The 17,449-nt window shown below is 48.4% G+C and carries 15 protein-coding genes; 5 read left to right on the forward strand and 10 right to left on the reverse strand.

What is annotated here, in order from left to right; all coding sequences use genetic code 11:
• Positions 1–39: 39 nt before the first annotated feature.
• From N5E87_RS15715 to N5E87_RS15730, 4 genes are all read right to left on the reverse strand, one after another.
• Positions 40–1,140: a polyamine ABC transporter substrate-binding protein gene (locus N5E87_RS15715; RefSeq protein ID WP_041408839.1), complete on the reverse strand. Its 1,101-nt coding sequence runs from the start codon at positions 1,138–1,140 to the stop codon at positions 40–42.
• A gap of 616 nt (positions 1,141–1,756) precedes the next feature.
• Positions 1,757–3,112 carry a glutamine synthetase family protein gene (locus tag N5E87_RS15720; RefSeq protein ID WP_011623668.1) on the reverse strand — a complete coding sequence of 452 codons (1,356 nt, stop codon included), beginning with the start codon at positions 3,110–3,112 and terminating at the stop codon, positions 1,757–1,759.
• A 1-nt stretch (position 3,113) separates the two neighbouring features.
• Positions 3,114–3,875: a gamma-glutamyl-gamma-aminobutyrate hydrolase family protein gene (locus N5E87_RS15725; RefSeq protein ID WP_011623669.1), complete on the reverse strand. Its 762-nt coding sequence runs from the start codon at positions 3,873–3,875 to the stop codon at positions 3,114–3,116.
• Between the two features lie 392 nt (positions 3,876–4,267).
• Entirely contained in the window at positions 4,268–4,816 is a 549-nt protein-coding gene (locus N5E87_RS15730; RefSeq protein ID WP_039977919.1) for a cupin domain-containing protein, read from the reverse strand.
• A gap of 234 nt (positions 4,817–5,050) precedes the next feature.
• Between N5E87_RS15730 and N5E87_RS15735 the strand changes: the two genes are divergently transcribed.
• Positions 5,051–6,358 carry an FAD-binding oxidoreductase gene (locus tag N5E87_RS15735; RefSeq protein ID WP_086903102.1) on the forward strand — a complete coding sequence of 436 codons (1,308 nt, stop codon included), beginning with the start codon at positions 5,051–5,053 and terminating at the stop codon, positions 6,356–6,358.
• Positions 6,359–6,402: 44 nt separating this feature from the next.
• On the opposite strand, the gene N5E87_RS15740 is transcribed toward N5E87_RS15735, so the two are convergent.
• The 4 genes from N5E87_RS15740 to N5E87_RS15755 form a co-directional block, all read right to left on the reverse strand.
• Positions 6,403–6,915 (reverse strand): DUF2937 family protein, encoded by a 513-nt coding sequence (locus N5E87_RS15740; protein ID WP_086903101.1) that lies wholly within the window; start codon positions 6,913–6,915, stop codon positions 6,403–6,405.
• A gap of 84 nt (positions 6,916–6,999) precedes the next feature.
• The gene (locus N5E87_RS15745; protein ID WP_086903100.1) at positions 7,000–7,857 is read right to left on the reverse strand and encodes a sulfurtransferase; all 858 of its coding nucleotides are present in this window, start codon (positions 7,855–7,857) and stop codon (positions 7,000–7,002) included.
• A 145-nt stretch (positions 7,858–8,002) separates the two neighbouring features.
• Positions 8,003–8,425: a septal ring lytic transglycosylase RlpA family protein gene (locus N5E87_RS15750; protein ID WP_086903137.1), complete on the reverse strand. Its 423-nt coding sequence runs from the start codon at positions 8,423–8,425 to the stop codon at positions 8,003–8,005.
• A gap of 136 nt (positions 8,426–8,561) precedes the next feature.
• Entirely contained in the window at positions 8,562–10,058 is a 1,497-nt protein-coding gene (locus N5E87_RS15755) for an aldehyde dehydrogenase (protein WP_086903099.1), read from the reverse strand.
• Positions 10,059–10,338: 280 nt separating this feature from the next.
• On the opposite strand from N5E87_RS15755, the gene N5E87_RS15760 reads away from it, so the two are divergent.
• The 4 genes from N5E87_RS15760 to N5E87_RS15775 all read left to right on the forward strand — a co-directional run bounded on the left by N5E87_RS15760 (position 10,339) and on the right by N5E87_RS15775 (position 14,512).
• A complete protein-coding gene (locus tag N5E87_RS15760) occupies positions 10,339–11,679 on the forward strand; it encodes an aspartate aminotransferase family protein (RefSeq protein ID WP_086903098.1) in 1,341 nt (446 codons plus the stop codon).
• Between the two features lie 51 nt (positions 11,680–11,730).
• A complete protein-coding gene (locus N5E87_RS15765) occupies positions 11,731–13,221 on the forward strand; it encodes a CoA-acylating methylmalonate-semialdehyde dehydrogenase (RefSeq protein WP_086903097.1) in 1,491 nt (496 codons plus the stop codon).
• A gap of 17 nt (positions 13,222–13,238) precedes the next feature.
• Positions 13,239–13,604, forward strand: a complete 366-nt coding sequence (locus N5E87_RS15770) for a cupin domain-containing protein (RefSeq protein WP_086903096.1) — start codon at positions 13,239–13,241, stop codon at positions 13,602–13,604.
• Positions 13,605–13,789: 185 nt separating this feature from the next.
• Positions 13,790–14,512: a TorF family putative porin gene (locus N5E87_RS15775; protein WP_086903095.1), complete on the forward strand. Its 723-nt coding sequence runs from the start codon at positions 13,790–13,792 to the stop codon at positions 14,510–14,512.
• A 64-nt stretch (positions 14,513–14,576) separates the two neighbouring features.
• Here N5E87_RS15775 and N5E87_RS15780 read toward each other — a convergent pair whose 3' ends face one another.
• Positions 14,577–15,875: a sugar MFS transporter gene (locus N5E87_RS15780; RefSeq protein ID WP_086903136.1), complete on the reverse strand. Its 1,299-nt coding sequence runs from the start codon at positions 15,873–15,875 to the stop codon at positions 14,577–14,579.
• Positions 15,876–16,214: 339 nt separating this feature from the next.
• Positions 16,215–17,402 carry a DUF5009 domain-containing protein gene (locus N5E87_RS15785; RefSeq protein ID WP_086903094.1) on the reverse strand — a complete coding sequence of 396 codons (1,188 nt, stop codon included), beginning with the start codon at positions 17,400–17,402 and terminating at the stop codon, positions 16,215–16,217.
• Positions 17,403–17,449: the final 47 nt, after the last annotated feature.

Here is a 17,449-nt window from a genome sequence, read left to right on the forward strand (position 1 = left end):
TGCTATTAAAAGGGGCAAGCAATGCTTGCCCCATCTCGATTATTGGCCAGACTTCACTTTGGTCCAGACGCGGGTTAATACGCGTTGGATTTTCAATGGACGGATTTCGCCAATATACAATTTATCCAACACTTCTTTTGGCGGATAAATCGCAGGGTCATTGCGAATCGCTTCATCAACTAAAGGCTGTGCTGGGTCGTTAGGGTTCGCATAAGCCACATAGTTAGAGATAGGCGCAATCACTTCAGGGCGAAGTAAGTAGTTGATAAGTTTGTGAGCATTTTCAACGTTAGCCGCATCCGCAGGGATAGCTAACATATCGAACCACAGGTTCGCGCCCTCTTTCGGGATGGAGTAACCAATCTTGTTACCGTTACCCGCTTCATCGGCACGGGCCGCAGCTTGGAATACGTCACCTGAGAAGCCGAATGCCACACAGATATCCCCGTTCGCGAGATCAGAGATATAGCGTGATGAGTGGAAATAAGTCACGTAAGGACGAATTTTTTCGAGTAATTCACCTGCTTTTTCATAGTCTTCGGCTTTCGTGCTGTTAGGGTCAAGACCTAAATAGATCATCGCCTGTGGCACCATATCATCGGCCGAATCCAGCATAGCAAAGCCACACTTAGAGATTTTTTCAGCATATTTTGGGTTAAAGATCAGCTCCATTGAATCAAATGGCGCATCTTCACCTACCGCGGCTTTCACTTTATCGATGTTGTAACCAATACCATTGGTACCCCAAAGGTAAGGTACAGCATATTGGTTACCAGGATCAGCCTTCTCTAACTGTTTCATCAGATCGGCATTGAGGTTTTTAAAGTTGCTGAGTTTAGAGCGGTCTAGCGGCTTGAATGCGCCAGCCTTAATTTGTTTAGCGAGGAAATGGTTAGATGGAACCACGATGTCGTAACCACTGCGGCCAGACAGTAACTTGGCTTCCAGCACTTCGTTACTATCAAACACATCGTAAATCACCCGAATGCCCGTTTCTTTCTTGAAGTTTTCTAAGGTATCTTCGGCGATATAATCAGACCAGTTATATACGCGCACTACTTCTTCAGCTTGAGCAGCAACGCTTGCGAGGGCGCCCGCGGTTACTAAAGCCAAAGTCGTCATCTTATTAAATAGCTTCATGCTTTCTCCTTTCTCGGGTAGCAGAATTGCCTTTAACAATTCTGAAATTGTGTCACCGACCATCTGCTCGGTTATTGTTGTTATTCTCGACCAATGCTACACCTTAAAAACCGCATCGGCAGTCTCTACAGCACCATAATGCCTTCATCTCTAGGTGGCTGCAATGAATGGGAGTATCAGATTTCATGCCAAATTTGTCGATTTATCCACTTGCATTAACAAGCACAAAAAAAGACTAGATATTTGTACGCCCTACATCTTGCAACATTCAGGCAAATGCCTCAAGCCCCTAGAAAAACCGCTGAAACCATCTCAGGAAAACCATTTTAAACCTTAACTAACAGCGAGTTACAAATCGTTTTATTCAACTGAATTTATGTATTGGCAACCAAGGTACAAAATCATCATCGCTTTGAGTTCATTGAATGAGATTTCACAGCGCGACTCAGTTACCGTAAAGCATACGTAAGCACTTCAATTTAAAAGCACTCTGCACCAAAGTTAAGCAAACTCACCGAATTGGTGCAGAGCATTTTTACTGATTGTTCAAATATTCCCGCTATCTTGACCCTAAATCCGTTAAGGCCGTGACAGTTTTGAACAAAAACAGTGCAAATTACACACTGAGTAACAGGAACTCCCGCTCCCACGAACTCACGACACGGCGGAAGTTTTCAAGCTCGGCCTGTTTAACCGCCACAAAGCCAGTGGTAAAGGCTTCACCTAAATATTCCTTACAGGCATCGCTCTCTTCCATCGCCGCTAACGCTTCTTCTAAGGTTAACGGCAGGCAATGTGGATTGTTGCTACGGCTTTCGTTCGATTTACCCTGCACTGGTGTCGAAGGTTTTAACCCTTCCACCATACCGATGTAACCGCAGAGTAAGCTCGCCGCGATGGCTAAATAGCAGTTTGCATCCGCCCCAGGAATACGGTTTTCAATGCGGCGGTTTTGCGGTGATGACTCAGGAATACGCAGACCGCAGGTTCTGTTCTCAACACCCCATTCCAAGTTAACCGGCGCAGAGGTGCCCGGTAAGAAACGGCGGAACGAGTTGGCGTTAGGTGCCATCAACGGCAGGAGTTCAGGAATAAACTTTTGTAAACCAGCGATATAGCTCAGGAATAATGGGCTTTGAGTACCGTCTTCATTGGTGAAGATATTTTTGCCTGTTTCCTTATTAATCACACTTTGATGAATGTGCATGGCACTGCCTGGCTCATCGGTCACAGGTTTGGCCATAAAGGTGGCGCATACATTGTGCTTTAATGCCGCCTCACGCAGGGTGCGCTTAAACACAAACACCTGATCCGCAAGAGATAATGGATTACCGTGGCTGAAGTTAATCTCCATTTGCGCTGGGCCGTCTTCGTGGATCAGCGTATCGATATCTAAACCTTGCAGCTCACACCAGTCATACATATCTTCGAAAAGCGGATCGTATTCGTTAGCCGCATCAATCGAGAAAGACTGACGTCCCGCTTCGGGTCTGCCCGAGCGACCAATTGGTGGCTTAAGGGGTAAATCGTGGTCATCGCTACGGCTGGTAAGATAAAACTCCATTTCAGGTGCAATAACTGGCTCCCAGCCTTTTTGCTCGTATAGCGAGAGCACTTTCTTCAATACGTTACGTGGCGATAATTCGATGGGATTGCCCATTCTGTCGTAGCAATCGTGGATCACTTGCGCTGTGGCTTCAATGGTCCAAGGCAACATAAATACGGCATTTTCATCGGGGACACAGACAAAATCGATGTCGGCGTCGTCGAGCAAACTGTAATAAATATCATCGTCGACAAAGTCACCAGTTACGGTTTGCAGCAACACGCTTTCGGGTAAGCGCATGCCTTTTTCGTCGAGGAACTTATCCACTGGGGCAATTTTTCCGCGGGCGATACCTGTCATATCGCTGATAACACATTCGACTTCTGTGATTTTTCGTTCTTTTAAAAAAGCGATTAGCTTATTCATTTTATTTCACTCGAGTTGTAGCCCTACGACGGCATGCATCACCAAAGGCATTGAATATAGAGAGGAAAAATGGGTTTTCACTCACCTTCCATTCAGGATGCCATTGCACACCGAGGGCAAATTCATTTGCGTCTATAACGGAGAAGGCCTCCACTAGACCATCTGGAGCATAAGCTTCTGGCCGCAACCCAATCCCAAGACGCTCCACGCCCTGAGTATGTACAGAGTTTACCTCTGCCGAGTTACGGCCCCAGGCCTCGTAAATGACCCCCCCAGGCTCCACAGTAATACTGTGGGATGGCCCATATTGCACCTCTAACGAGGCCTCTTTATCTTCTCTGTGTTCAATAAAACCGCCCACTTCGTGCAACTTCTGATGCAAACTGCCACCAAACGCGACGTTCATCTCTTGAAAGCCACGACAAATCCCAAGCACAGGCACACCCGCCGCAATGGCCGCACGTATAAGCGGTAAGGTGGTGGCATCGCGTTTGGGATCGTGGTGAGTACCGACTTCACTCGGTTCACCCGCATAGAGATGGGGTTCAACATTCGAAGGCGAACCAGTAAAGAGAATGCCATCGAGACTTGCTAGAATCGCCTCTATAGGTTGTTCAGCACCTAATGAGGGGATCACTAAGGGCCAGCCCTTAGCACCATTCACTACACCTAAGAGGTATTTTTCACCAACAATATTAAAGGGATGTGATCCCAATTGTTGATTACACGCTATAACACCAATAAGGGGCAACTCGACAGACATAACTCACCTTCACCTTGAATGACTGCATAATGAACATGTTAAGTTTTAATGTTCATTTTTTCACACAGTACACCGAATTTTAACCTCAGGCAAGAGGTTAAACACTTGTTAATGATCGTTTAGTTGCAAGACAGCATTTTGGGATGTAATACAGGAGATTAGGGGGTATTGTGTTGCCTAAGGGTAACAGAATCGGCTTATAGCGGTTGTTTATGATGAAAATTAGGCAAAGATAATTAGAGCTGATTTAGAGTCATTTGAAAAATATTATTTACACTTTGAAAAATATTTTGTAATCCAAAGCCAGTTTGATGCGAGGTAGATAAGGGGGAAATCTCAAGATAGCGCCATCCTAGACAATCTAGGACAGCACTATGCGACTAGCTATGCGATTAGAAATTCGCTGGCGTTGTTGCACTGACCAGTCGACAGGGTTCATCGAAAGGGTTACGAAATCTATGGGGTAACTCACTGTTAAAATAGTAACTATCACCCGCTTCTAAGATATATACCTCGTCGCCAACGGTCAGTTCGAATTTGCCTTCGATCACCATGGCCGCCTCTTCACCTTCGTGTTTCAGCATTTCCTCGCCCGTATCCGAACCAGGTGGGTAGGTTTCACTCATCACCGACATGGCACGATTGGGAAAGTCGCGGCCAATCAACTTAAATTCTAACGGCCCTGTACCTATATCGAGGAGTTCATCGGAGCGATAAACCACTTTTTGCTCACTCTCAATCGAGGCTTCAATCGAGAAAAAATCCACTAAAGACATAGGGATACCCGACAATACCTTTTTCAAAGAACTGACGGACGGGCTAACACTGTTTTTTTCGATCATTGAAATTGTACTGTTAGTCACACCAGCACGCTTAGCCAGCTCACGCTGGGATAAGCCTTTCATTTTTCGAACAGTTCTGAGACTGGCTCCAATATCCAAATTTCGCATCTCCCCAAAGGATCGGTTGCCCCGATAGATGAAGAACAGGTTGTTCAGGATAAACATCATCCCAAACACATTTTAGCCCTAAAAGCGTGAGTTTAATCGCTTCCGTTGTATTCTATCTAAAAAGTGTGTTAAATAAAATGCACACTTTTTAGCAGTATCACAAAAGTGTGATGAGTATACTGGGACAAGCCCAATTTACAATAAAAACAATTTTTTGGAGCTCAAATGACCACCAAACCTCCCGTTCATAGTGAACAATATCCCCAGTCTTATTATGTTGATACTGCAAAAGAAATTTACGCTCATCCCCAACTTGAGGGCAAGGTAAGCACCGACGTTTGCATTATCGGCGGAGGTTTCAGTGGTATTAACACAGCTATCGAACTGCGGCAAAAGGGACTAAACGTGGTGCTACTCGAGGCCAAGCGCATAGGCTGGGGCGCCTCAGGGCGTAATGGTGGCGAGCTGATCCGCGGGATTGGCCATGATCCTGCGCAATTTATCAATGAGATAGGCCAAGAAGGCGTGAGCGCCATTGAGCAGATGGGGTTTGAGGCGGTAGAGATAGTGCGAAATCGCATCCAGACCCATCACATCGATTGCAATTTACAAATGGGCTATTGCGATCTTGCAGTTAAACCTCGGCATATGGTCGAACTAGAACAAGAGTTCGACCATCTCAAACACCTTGGATATCAGCATGAAATCAAACTATTAACTCAGTCTCAGCTCGGAGAAGTTATCGGCTCTGAGTTTTACCAAGGCGCCCTAGTCGACATGGGCAGCGGTCATTTACATCCGCTGAATTTGGCCTTGGGCGAGGCTCGTGTTGCCCGAGAATTGGGCGCTCAATTATTTGAATACAGCGCCGCAGAAAAGATTATTCCAGGGGATAAACCGCGAGTATTAACGGCAAAAGGCGAAGTGACTTGCCAATATGTGGTGCTCGCGGGAAACGCTTATATTGGCCATAAACTGAATAGCTACATCGGCGGTAAAGTACTGCCCGCGGGGAGTTACTTGCTTGCAACCGAGCCGCTGACAGAAGCGCAATGCCAAAGCATTATCCCGCAAAATATGGCCTTTGCAGACATGCGAATCGCCTTAGATTACTTCCACTTATCGGCGGATAGACGCTTACTCTTCGGCGGACTTTGTACTTATTCAGGCAAAGACCCTAAGGATATTGAAGCAGCGCTCAGGCCGAACCTTGAGAAGGTATTCCCACAGTTAAAAGGCGTACGCATCGATTACGAATGGGGCGGCATGATAGGCATTGGCGCCAACCGTATGCCCCAAATCGGTCGCCTCCCCGATGCGAGTAATATTTTTTACGCCCAAGCCTACGCAGGCCACGGCGTCAATGCCACTCATATGGCCGCCAAACTGCTCGCCGAAGCCATATGTCAGCAGGCGGGATATTTTGATGTGTTTGCCAAAATCAAGCATATGACCTTCCCCGGCGGCCCCACATTCCGCTCGCCCATGCTGGCTGCGGGTATGCTGTACCACAGGTTTAAAGACTTATTCTAAGGTTTGCCCTGTCGTTGGATATGCGAGCAAGCTATCCAACGACACTAAATGGCGCGGACAGAGTTAAGGCGTTTGCGGCGCCTTGACCACAGAATAAAAGGCACCGAGCCAAGATAATGGACTATTAGCGCCACCAGCACGCCAAAGCCTATCCCACTGGTGGTTAACGGGATGCCGGGCTTAAAGTTAACTATGGTTTGCTGTAAATATTCAAAACGAGCTGGATTAAACATATAGGCGGTTTTCTCGAAGAGATTCCCCTGCGCAAAGGTCTGCATTCCCTGCTGCAGCGCTTGATACAGGGCTAGCGTCTGGCGTTTTTGCTCGGCATCCGCCCTGACGCTAGGCTCCTCGTTTTGCAAATGGCGGGCAATCATGGTTTCGACATCGCCGTAGTGATATTCCTTCGCCGTGGCCTCATAGCCCTCAACTTGCCATTGAGTCGAGGTATAGAGCCCTGCCAAAAATTGCTGATAATGATCGGCTAATTGGGGAAGTTGCAGCGCAATCACTAAGAGAAAGCCGAAAATCAGCTTATCGAACAATCGAGTTATCATGGCAAACTCCTTGATAAGGCAAAGGATATATCACTGCCAATGGAGTCTGCAGGCTATCCTGCACAGCACTCCAGCCATCAACGCCTATTGCGCTATGGGTAAATCGCTGCGACTGCCCCAGTCGGCCCATGAGCCATCGTAGAGCACTGCATCGGCATGGCCAGAAGCGAGTGACGCTAAGATTAAGATACAGGCGGTAATGCCCGAACCACAGCTGAAAATCCTTAACGATTTATCGCCAGCAAGCCCTTGAAACAGGGTTTGTAATTCGGCCGAACTTTTGATTTTGAAGCCATCGAGCACCTCTGCAAAAGGTAAATTAACCGAATGGGGAATATGCCCACTACGCACACCTGGGCGTGGCTCACTCACTTGGCCTAAAAAGCGGGCGGCGCCGCGGGCATCGATAATCGCGCTGCCGCTATCATCAAGCTTGGCAAACACGGCCTCGGCGTCCATCACCTTGGCAGGCTGATATTCCAAAATGGCAGTGAGTTCCTCACTATCGCTTGCACCATAATCTATCCCTTCTTCCTGATAGCGAGATGAGGTGACTCTGTCTTCAGCCATCCATTGGGGTAAACCACCGTCGAGCACATAGACACGGTGAAATCCCATCACCTTGAATATCCACCAAGCGCGCGGAGATGAATAAATCCCTTGATTATCATAGATAACCACCACGCTTTGCGGGTCTATTCCGAGCTTGGCAATGCCTTCTACAAACTGTTCAAACCTTGGTAAGGCGTGGATTTGAGAAGAGGTTTTATCGCAAAAATCCGTTTCGACATCAAAGCGCCTCGAGCGCGGAATGCACACAGGTTCGGAATAGAGGATAGGCTCTTTGCCCAACACCACGGCCATGCTGGAATCGAGTAACACGAGATCTGACGAGGTGAGGTGCTCTTCGAGCCATTGAGTACTTACGAGAGGATATTCCATTGGCTGTCCTTATTCTGATTTCCAACTGGGATAATGACTTATCAGCCTGGGTTTTGCTGCACATGCTAAAACCCAAGCGCTATTCAAACGATTCGAACCGATACTGTTTCGGTAAAGCACACATGGCAACATCATTGAGACTCGATTACTGACTCGCCGCTTGAATCACTTCAATTTTGACATCCAGTAAACCCGCCGAAGTATTGCCTATGCTGCTAAATGCGGATTTGGACAAATCTATAATTCGGCCCCGCACGAAAGGCCCTCTGTCGTTGACCTTAACCACAACCGCTTTACCATTCTTAAGATTTGTCACTTTAACCACTGAACCAAAAGGAATTTCCTTATGGGCGGCCGTTTTTAATTTATGGTTATAACGCTCACCGCTGGCGGTTTTCTTATTTTGATGTTTATCGCCGTAAAAAGAGGCTTGGCCAGACTCAGTAAACCCCTGCCAGCTTCCCGAATGGGTAGAAGAACACCCCGACAAGGCCAAGGTGACTAGCAGCATTAAGGTCAAAGATAAGTATTTGAGACTCACAGAACATCCCTTAGCAAATGAGTTCATCATCCGAGCAATGTACAGCAAAAATCCCCAAGAGGCACCCTTGCGGCACTTTATCCATTTAATTAGAGGGTTAACCAGAAAAAGTAAAGCCCCTTTCGCATAGGCGTAAAGAGGCTTGAGAGGGTGTAATAACGATTTAGAGGACTATCCAAGTCGCCTTGATTTCGGTGTATTTATCGAAGGAGTGCATGGATTTATCGCGGCCATTGCCCGATTGTTTATAACCACCGAAAGGCGCCGTCATATCGCCACCATCATAATGGTTAATCCACACCATACCCGAACGCAGTGCCTTGGCGGTTTTGTGCGCCTTGCTGATATCCGCCGTCCACACGCCAGCCGCTAAGCCGTAAATGGTGTCATTGGCTATCGCAATCGCCTCGTCCATGCCGTTGAATTCAATAACAGATAACACTGGGCCAAAGATTTCCTCGCTGGCGATTTTCATCTTGTTGTGCACTTGGCTAAAGATAGTGGGCTGCACATACACGCCGCCCGTTTCGGCCAGCACTTGTTGTCCACCATGGACTAAACTGGCGCCTTCATCTTGACCCGCCTTGATATAGCTTAAGATGGTATCTAATTGCTGCTTATCGACCACAGCGCCGCTAACGGTAGCGGGATCCAGAGGATGCCCAGGCTGCCACGAGGCGAGTTCTTCAGCAATCAGCGCAATCAATTGGTCTTTAACTCCAGACTCCACCAGCAAACGCGAGCCTGCGGTACAGACTTCACCTTGGTTAAAGGCAATGGCTTCGGCGGCCGCCACCGCCGCCGCTTTGAGATCGGGCGCATCGTTAAATACAATGTTCGGGCTCTTACCGCCAGCTTCGAGCCACACCCGCTTCATATTCGATTCGCCCGCATAAATCATTAATTGCTTAGCGATTTTTGTTGAACCAGTAAAGACTAAGGTATCGACATCCATATGCAGCGCCAGTGCCTTACCGACCGTATGCCCATAACCCGGCAGTACGTTTAGCACGCCCTTAGGGATCCCTGCCTGTACCGCAAGTTCAGCGATACGAATGGCAGTTAAGGGGGATTTCTCCGAGGGTTTAAGAATAACGCTGTTGCCCGTCGCCAGCGCTGGCCCCAGCTTCCAACAGGCCATCAATAACGGGAAGTTCCAAGGCACAATCGCCGCCACCACGCCAACCGGTTCACGGGTGATCATGCCGATTTCATTATGTGCCGTAGGTGCCAGCTCATCGTAGAGTTTATCAACGGCCTCACCCGACCAACGGATAGCACGGGCGGCGCCGGCAATATCTACCGCCTTTGAAAAACGGATTGGCTTACCCATGTCCAAGGTTTCTAACAGGGCGAGTTCATTGGCATTTTCTTCCAATAACTCGGCAAAACGGATCATCACTTGCTTACGTTTAACGGGAGCTGTCTTTGACCATACGCCAGATTCAAACACCTCACGGGCATTAGCGACGGCGATATTGGCGTCCATCAAATCGCAACTGGCTACCTTGGCTAATACGCGTCCGTCGATTGGGCTGACACAATCAAAAGTGCTGCCCGCTGCCGCATCGCGGTATTCGCCATTGATATAAGCCTTGCCATTGATTGCTAGGCTAGCAGCGAGGCTTTCCCAATCACTCCGTTTTTTAGGTGTACTCATGATGACCTCTTAATCGTTTGTATTTGTTTATTTTAGCTTTATTGGGATGAGGGCTATCTCGACGGCCAAATGCCAAAGATGACCTAAGTCGTTAACTGCTGCTTAGATTACGCTGTTCAATCATTAATATTCAATATTTTTTACAAAAATAGCATTTTTGCCACAAATAACTGCACACACCTCTTCCATGTTCATTATTTCTAACATAGCATAGCAAATATTAGCCACCCTTAACGAAGACCTGACCTCATTTAACAAGGAAAAGGACAAGGTAAACACTATGGCCGATTCACCCTACAACACAACGCATGAGCATCCTTCTCTCGAACATTATTGGATGCCCTTTACCGCCAACCGCCAGTTTAAAGCCAGCCCTCGCCTGCTCGCCCAAGCAGAAGGCATGTATTACACGGATATCAATGGCAATAAGGTATTAGACTCAACGGCTGGCTTGTGGTGTTGTAACGCCGGCCATGGACGCCGTGAGATCAGCGAAGCCGTTAGCAAGCAAATTCGCGAGATGGATTACGCACCGTCCTTCCAAATGGGTCATCCCCTCGCCTTCGAACTCGCCGAACGGTTAACTGAACTCAGCCCTGAAGGACTCAATAAGGTCTTCTTTACCAACTCGGGATCAGAGTCCGTCGATACCGCGCTTAAAATGGCACTCTGTTACCACAGAGCCAATGGCCAAGCATCACGCACTCGCTTTATTGGTCGTGAGCTGGGCTATCATGGCGTAGGATTTGGTGGCATTTCAGTGGGGGGCTTGAGCAATAACCGTAAAGCCTTCAGTGGCCAACTGCTGCAAGGCGTGGATCACCTGCCCCACACCTTAGATATTCAAAATTCAGCCTTTAGCCGTGGCTTACCTAGCCTTGGTGCCGAAAAAGCCGAAGTCCTAGAACAACTCGTCACACTCCACGGCGCTGAGAATATTGCCGCCGTTATCGTTGAACCTATGTCGGGTTCGGCGGGGGTGATTTTACCGCCACAGGGTTACTTAAAGCGCCTACGGGAAATCACCCAAAAACACGGCATCCTATTGATTTTTGATGAGGTGATTACTGCCTTTGGTCGCGTCGGCGCCGCCTTTGCCAGCCAGCGCTGGGGCGTTATCCCAGACATAATCACTACGGCCAAGGCCATCAATAATGGTGCGATCCCAATGGGCGCCGTGTTTGTGCAGGATTTTATTCACGATACCTGTATGCAAGGCCCCACCGAACTCATCGAGTTTTTCCACGGCTATACCTATTCAGGGCATCCAGTAGCGGCGGCCGCGGCGCTCGCTACCCTGTCCATCTATGAAAACGAACAGCTATTTGAACGCAGCTTCGAACTTGAGCGTTATTTCGAGGATGCCGTTCACAGCCTCAAAGGTTTGCCGAATGTGATTGATATCCGCAACACTGGATTGGTCGCAGGCTTCCAACTCTCGCCGAATAGCCAAGGCGTCGGTAAACGCGGTTACAGCGTGTTCGAGCATTGTTTCCATCAAGGCACGCTCGTGCGGGCGACGGGCGATATTATCGCCATATCCCCACCGTTAATCGTAGAGAAACACCAAATAGACCAAATAGTTAACAGCCTAAGCGATGCAATTCGCGCCGTAGGATGATGCACAATTTTTAATCTAACGCCCAAATTGGGGGCAATTGAAAGGTTACCTATGCTGACAATGACTCATTATGTGAATGGCGAGCACACCGCCGCCAGTACAAGAAGCCAAGAGATTTTCGAACCCGCTACGGGAGAATGCCGAGGTCAGGTCTCCCTCGCGAGTCGCGACGAAGTCTCAGCCGCCATTGCTATCGCCAAATCGGCCTTCGACACTTGGTCACAGGTAACGCCCCTCAATCGTGCTCGTGTGTTATTTAAGTTTAAAGCGCTGGTCGAGCAACATATGGATGAGCTGGCGCGACTGATTACCTTAGAGCACGGTAAAGTGCTCGATGATGCGCGGGGAGAACTCATCCGCGGCCTCGAAGTCGTCGAATTTGCCTGTGGTATCCCACACTTGCTCAAAGGGGAGCATACGGAGCAGGTAGGCGGTGGTGTCGACGCTTGGTCAGTCAATCAAGCTTTAGGTGTTGTCGCAGGCATAGCGCCCTTTAACTTCCCCGTGATGGTTCCCATGTGGATGTTCCCAATCGCGATTGCCTGCGGTAACACCTTTATTATGAAACCTTCGGAAAAAGACCCAAGCGCGATAATGCGTATTGCGGAATTACTCACCGAAGCTGGTCTCCCTGCGGGGGTATTTAACGTGGTCAACGGTGATAAAGAGGCCGTCGATACCCTGCTCAGCCATGAAGATATTCAAGCCGTCAGCTTTGTAGGCTCCACCCCAATTGCGGAATACATTTACAGCACCGCATCTAGACACGGTAAACGGGTGCAGGCCCTCGGCGGCGCAAAAAACCATATGCTACTGATGCCGGATGCGGATTTAGATCAAGCGGTTAGTGCCCTCATGGGCGCAGCCTATGGCAGTGCGGGCGAGCGTTGCATGGCTATTTCGGTGGTATTGGCCGTAGGAGATGTGGGCGACAAGCTAGTCGATAAATTATTACCGCAAATTCAACAGTTAAAAGTGGGCAATGGCCTCACCCCTGAGATGGAAATGGGGCCGTTGATCTCCCGCCAACACCTCGCCAAAGTCACGGAATTTGTCGACGCTGGCGTCCAAGAAGGCGCAACCTTAGTGGTGGACGGTCGTCAGTTAACCGTGGCCGATCATCAGCAGGGTTACTTCTTAGGGGCCTGTTTATTCGATAACGTCACCCCTGAGATGCGTATTTACCGCGAAGAAATCTTCGGCCCAGTACTGTCGATTGTGCGGGTTAAGGACTATGCCAGCGCACTGGCGCTTATCAACCAACATGAATTTGGCAATGGCACTGCCATCTTTACCCAAAGCGGTGAGGCTGCCAGACATTTTTGCCACCATGTGCAGGTCGGTATGGTAGGGGTTAACGTGCCCATTCCTGTACCTATGGCCTTCCACTCCTTTGGGGGCTGGAAACGTTCGCTCTTTGGTCCCCTGCATATGCATGGCCCTGACGGGGTACGTTTTTATACCAAACGTAAAGCCATCACGGCGCGCTGGCCCGTAGGCAAACAGACTCAGGCTGAGTTTGTTATGCCCACCATGAAATAACCTCGGTGGGAGCCAATATGACAATGAGCATCACGTCGATCATTCGCTTTGCTAGCGCACAATCGCCGGTGGGAAGTTACCAAGTCGCTCCAGAAAAGCGCATCTCTGGTAATCCCACCCAGCAATTACAGAATCATTACTCTAGCCCCTGTAATCAATTCCACAGTGGAATTTGGCAAAGCGAATCAGGTGCTTGGAAAATCAACTACACTGAATACGAGTATTGCGAGATCCTCGAAGGGACCAGCATCATCACAGATCTTGAGGGACAGTCACAAACCTTCACTGTCGGCGACCGATTTATTATTCCTGCGGGTTTTCAAGGGGTGTGGCAAGTCGTTGAGCCCTGTCGCAAGGTTTATGTCATCTTCGAACAAAAGTGAGTTTCATAGGGGGTGCTTTTTACCTCGTTTAACCAAGCTAAAGCGATTTAGCTTAACTCGCCATGAGGTCACAGCTACGGGGTTTCCTGGGTTGTTGTTTGGCAAAGCAACGAATGTACTAGCCTGTTTTAAAAGCTAAAAGAACTTAGTACATCCGTGTCAACCAAGAAAATGGGAGAAATACCGTGAATAACAACCTAAATAAAAAGCGGCTGGCACAAGTTGTTGGGCTCGCGCTAACGACCAGTTTATTCTCCGGCATTGCCGCCGCAGAAGTGTCGGGGGAAATTGGCGTAACCAATGATTATCGCTTCCGTGGTATCTCGCAAACTGCGGGCGATCCTGCTGTTCAAGGCGGCGTCGATTGGAGTTTTGAGTCGGGATTTTCGGTCGGCGCTTGGGCCAGTAATGTCGACTTTGATGAGCCTGGTTACAACGGTCCAGATATCGAGTACGACTTCTATGTTGCCTACGGCGGTGACATCAATGATAACGTCAGTTACGACGTGACCCTCAACCGCTATAACTATTCGGGCGAGAGTGATCTCGGCTATTTCGAAGTCACTGCTGGCGTCGAGTTTAGCGGCTTTCGCGTAGCCTATTGGTACACCAATGATTACGGTGGCAGCGATTTAGATTATCACTACGGCGAAATCAATTACTCCTATGAGTTTGTTGAAAACTGGAACCTCGATCTGCATTACGGCTACAACGTAGGCGATGCCTTAGACGATGGTGAAGGCTTTGATAGCTATTCGGATTATTCCGTTGGCGTATCCACCGAATTTATGGGATTTGGCCTGTCACTCGCATGGCTTGGCACCGATTTGAGCGGCGATCAGAAAGTCTCTGACGGTGTGTGGAAAAACGATGATACCGTATTAGCAACAGTCAGCTACGCCTTCTAATTAATCCCCAGCAAATAGCAAAAAGCCCTCTGTTGAGGGCTTTTTTACATCGCGTGATAACCGATTACCAGTGACGCATCTTATGGCCTTTCACGGCATAGAAGAGAATAAACAGGTAGCAAGGTAACATCACCATATAACCGCCCTGCTGCCCCATATCGGTGGCCGAACTCGTGAGTCCCCAAAACAGTGGACCAAAAGCACCACCCGCAATCCCCATGATGAGTAATGCCGAACCTGTGCTGGTGAGCTTACCTAAACCCGACAGCGCCAGAGGCCACACCGCAGGCCAAACAATCGCATTGGCTAATCCTAAGAAGGCAATGAAGAGTAAGGTATCAGGCAAGGCCACACCGCCGAAAGGCACTAACAGCGTATTGGCAATCGCGTAGGAATTATTATCCCCAAACAGTATGGCTAAGGTCAGTAATAGCCCAAGAATCGCCGAAATCATCAGTGCCGTTGGCTGAGAGATAAAGCGAGGGATCAAGATAATGCCTAAAGTATAACCCAGCACCATACACACCATTGTATAGGAGGTCATCACGCCGTAATGCTCAACCCCGAGCGATAAGGCGAAGGTACCGATAGTATCGCCAGCAATCACCTCAACGGCCACGTACACAAATAGCGCGATAACCCCAAATGCGAGGTTAGGATGGGACAAAGCAGCCTTGATTTGGCCTTTATCTGTGTGCTCGGCCACTTCATCTTCATTAGATAATTCTGGTAGAGGCGATTTTTTAACAGCAAGCGCCAACACCCCAATAAAGATTGCCATACCGAGGTAAGGGAAAACCAAGCTGTTTGCCATTTCATCAATTTGCACTTGGGTTAACGTAGTGCCAATGCGGTCTTTAAAGCTATCTAGAATCAAAGCAGAGAAGACTAAGGGCGCAATCACCCCCGCACCTTTATTCAAAATGCCCATTACGCTGACGCGGGCCGCGGCAGACTCTTCAGGTCCAAGGCGAACCACGTAGGGGTTTACTGCCGTTTGTAGCAGGGTTTGGCCTGTGCCCATCACTAATTGCGCACATAAAAACAGGCCAAATATTTGGGTCTTAGCCGCAGGAATAAATAATAGGCCTGCGAGCATCATGATGCCCATCCCCAGTGCCATACCATTTTTATAACCGACTTTACGGATAACCCACGCCGAGGGCAGCGCGGTAAAAGTCACCGCAATGTAGAAAGAGAACAGGATTAATGAGGCTTGGAAGGGATTGAGTTGCAAAATTTGTTTTAAATAGGGCATCAAGGATCCATTCAACCAGGTTGCGAATCCGAGGATGAAAAAGAGTGCTGCCACTATCGCCATGGGGAGAAAACTGCTTTTCTGCTGGCTTTTATCGAGTGTCATTTCCATAAACCTGCTTCTTATAGTAATTAATTTTTAAGGTGATGGCGGGACTAAAAACCGCTGAGTATTCCGCACATCCGTATCGCAACTCGTCTGCAATGGCTAATGTTATCATCCAAACGCACCATTGTTTCAGTGATGTTAAAACAAACAACACAAAAAGACAACGCTGTCATTTGCGATTTAGCCCGCAAAATGGCCAGATTTGCCCCAAAATGAGCCATAAACACTCAGTTAACCGCTGATTTACAACCAAAGATGCTCTGCGCCCTTTGTTTGCTAGAAATAAAAAAGCCACAGAGATTAGTCTGTGGCTTGAGGGAAAATCAGATATCGACGTTAGATCCGCACAAAAATGTTGCGACGATACATCCAGTACAGTACTAACCATTGAACGGTGAGCAAACCAATCACGGCTCCTAAGGGCTGAGCATTTTCCGGTAATGCCGCGATAACGCCACCGAACACACTCTGGGCGATGTACTTCCAATCCACCAGACTAGAGGCCAGATAAATAATGATGGCGTTAGTACCTATCACCACAAAAATAAAGGCGAGTTTTTGCCATTTCAGCACATCCACTAGGGCATAAAACAGCGCCAACAGCAGCATGCTCCAACCGCTAGTGACCAACACAAAAGAGCTTGTCCACAGCTCTTTATTGACGGGAATAACCCCATCCAGCAACCAGCCTAGGGCCAAACAAACACCACCAGCAATGCTCAATAGGCCTACCTTAGCCCACTCCCCTTTAGGATGGGATTTCACAATAAAATGACCGACAAATACACCCGCTAAGGCGTTGACTACGGCGGGTAGTGTCGATAACACGCCTTCAGGATCGGGCGTTCGTCCTTGATAACTCACACCTGGCAATAAAAGGCTATCCACATAAGCATTGATTGACTCTGTGGGTGATAACACTCCAGCCTGCCCACCAGGAAACGGCAACCAGAGTTGCACCGCGCCATAAGCCACTAATATGCCCAAGGCCACCAGCACTTGGGTCCGTAAACTGGTATGCCAGACCAGCAAGGCGGCAAAAAACCACGCAAAGGCGATTCGGCCTAATACGCTGGCATAACGGACTTTTTCAGGATCGGCAGGCGCCCCCGTCCCCCAACCATGGTTATAAAGAATGCCAAGCAACAACAAAAGAAACAGCCGCTTAATCCCATGGCGATACACTGGCATACGCTCATGCATAGGCAATTTATCTAAGCGTTTTGGCGATAATCCAAGGGCAACACCAGAGAGAAAAATAAACAGCGGAAAAATCAAATCATAGAAGCGAAACCCATTCCACTCGCTATGGTGCATTTGGGTATCACCCCATTGCCAGCCAGCCCAGCCCGTCAAGATAAGCAAGGCGCCAAATAGTGCTTCGCCACCTAAAATCCAAAACATATCGAAGCCGCGCAAGGCATCGAGGGACATCAACCGCGGTTTTGACTGACGCTTTTTCGCGGCAGCCTCCTGAGCATTCACGCCCGTATTGGCGACAGATTCCGGCGCAGTCGTACTCATACCATTATCCTTTATTATTGTTATTTCACTTATTTTATAACTTTTGA

Origin of the sequence: Shewanella sp. GD03713, from assembly GCF_029843705.1 — a bacterium.
In the GTDB taxonomy this organism is placed as follows: Bacteria; Pseudomonadota; Gammaproteobacteria; order Enterobacterales; family Shewanellaceae; genus Shewanella.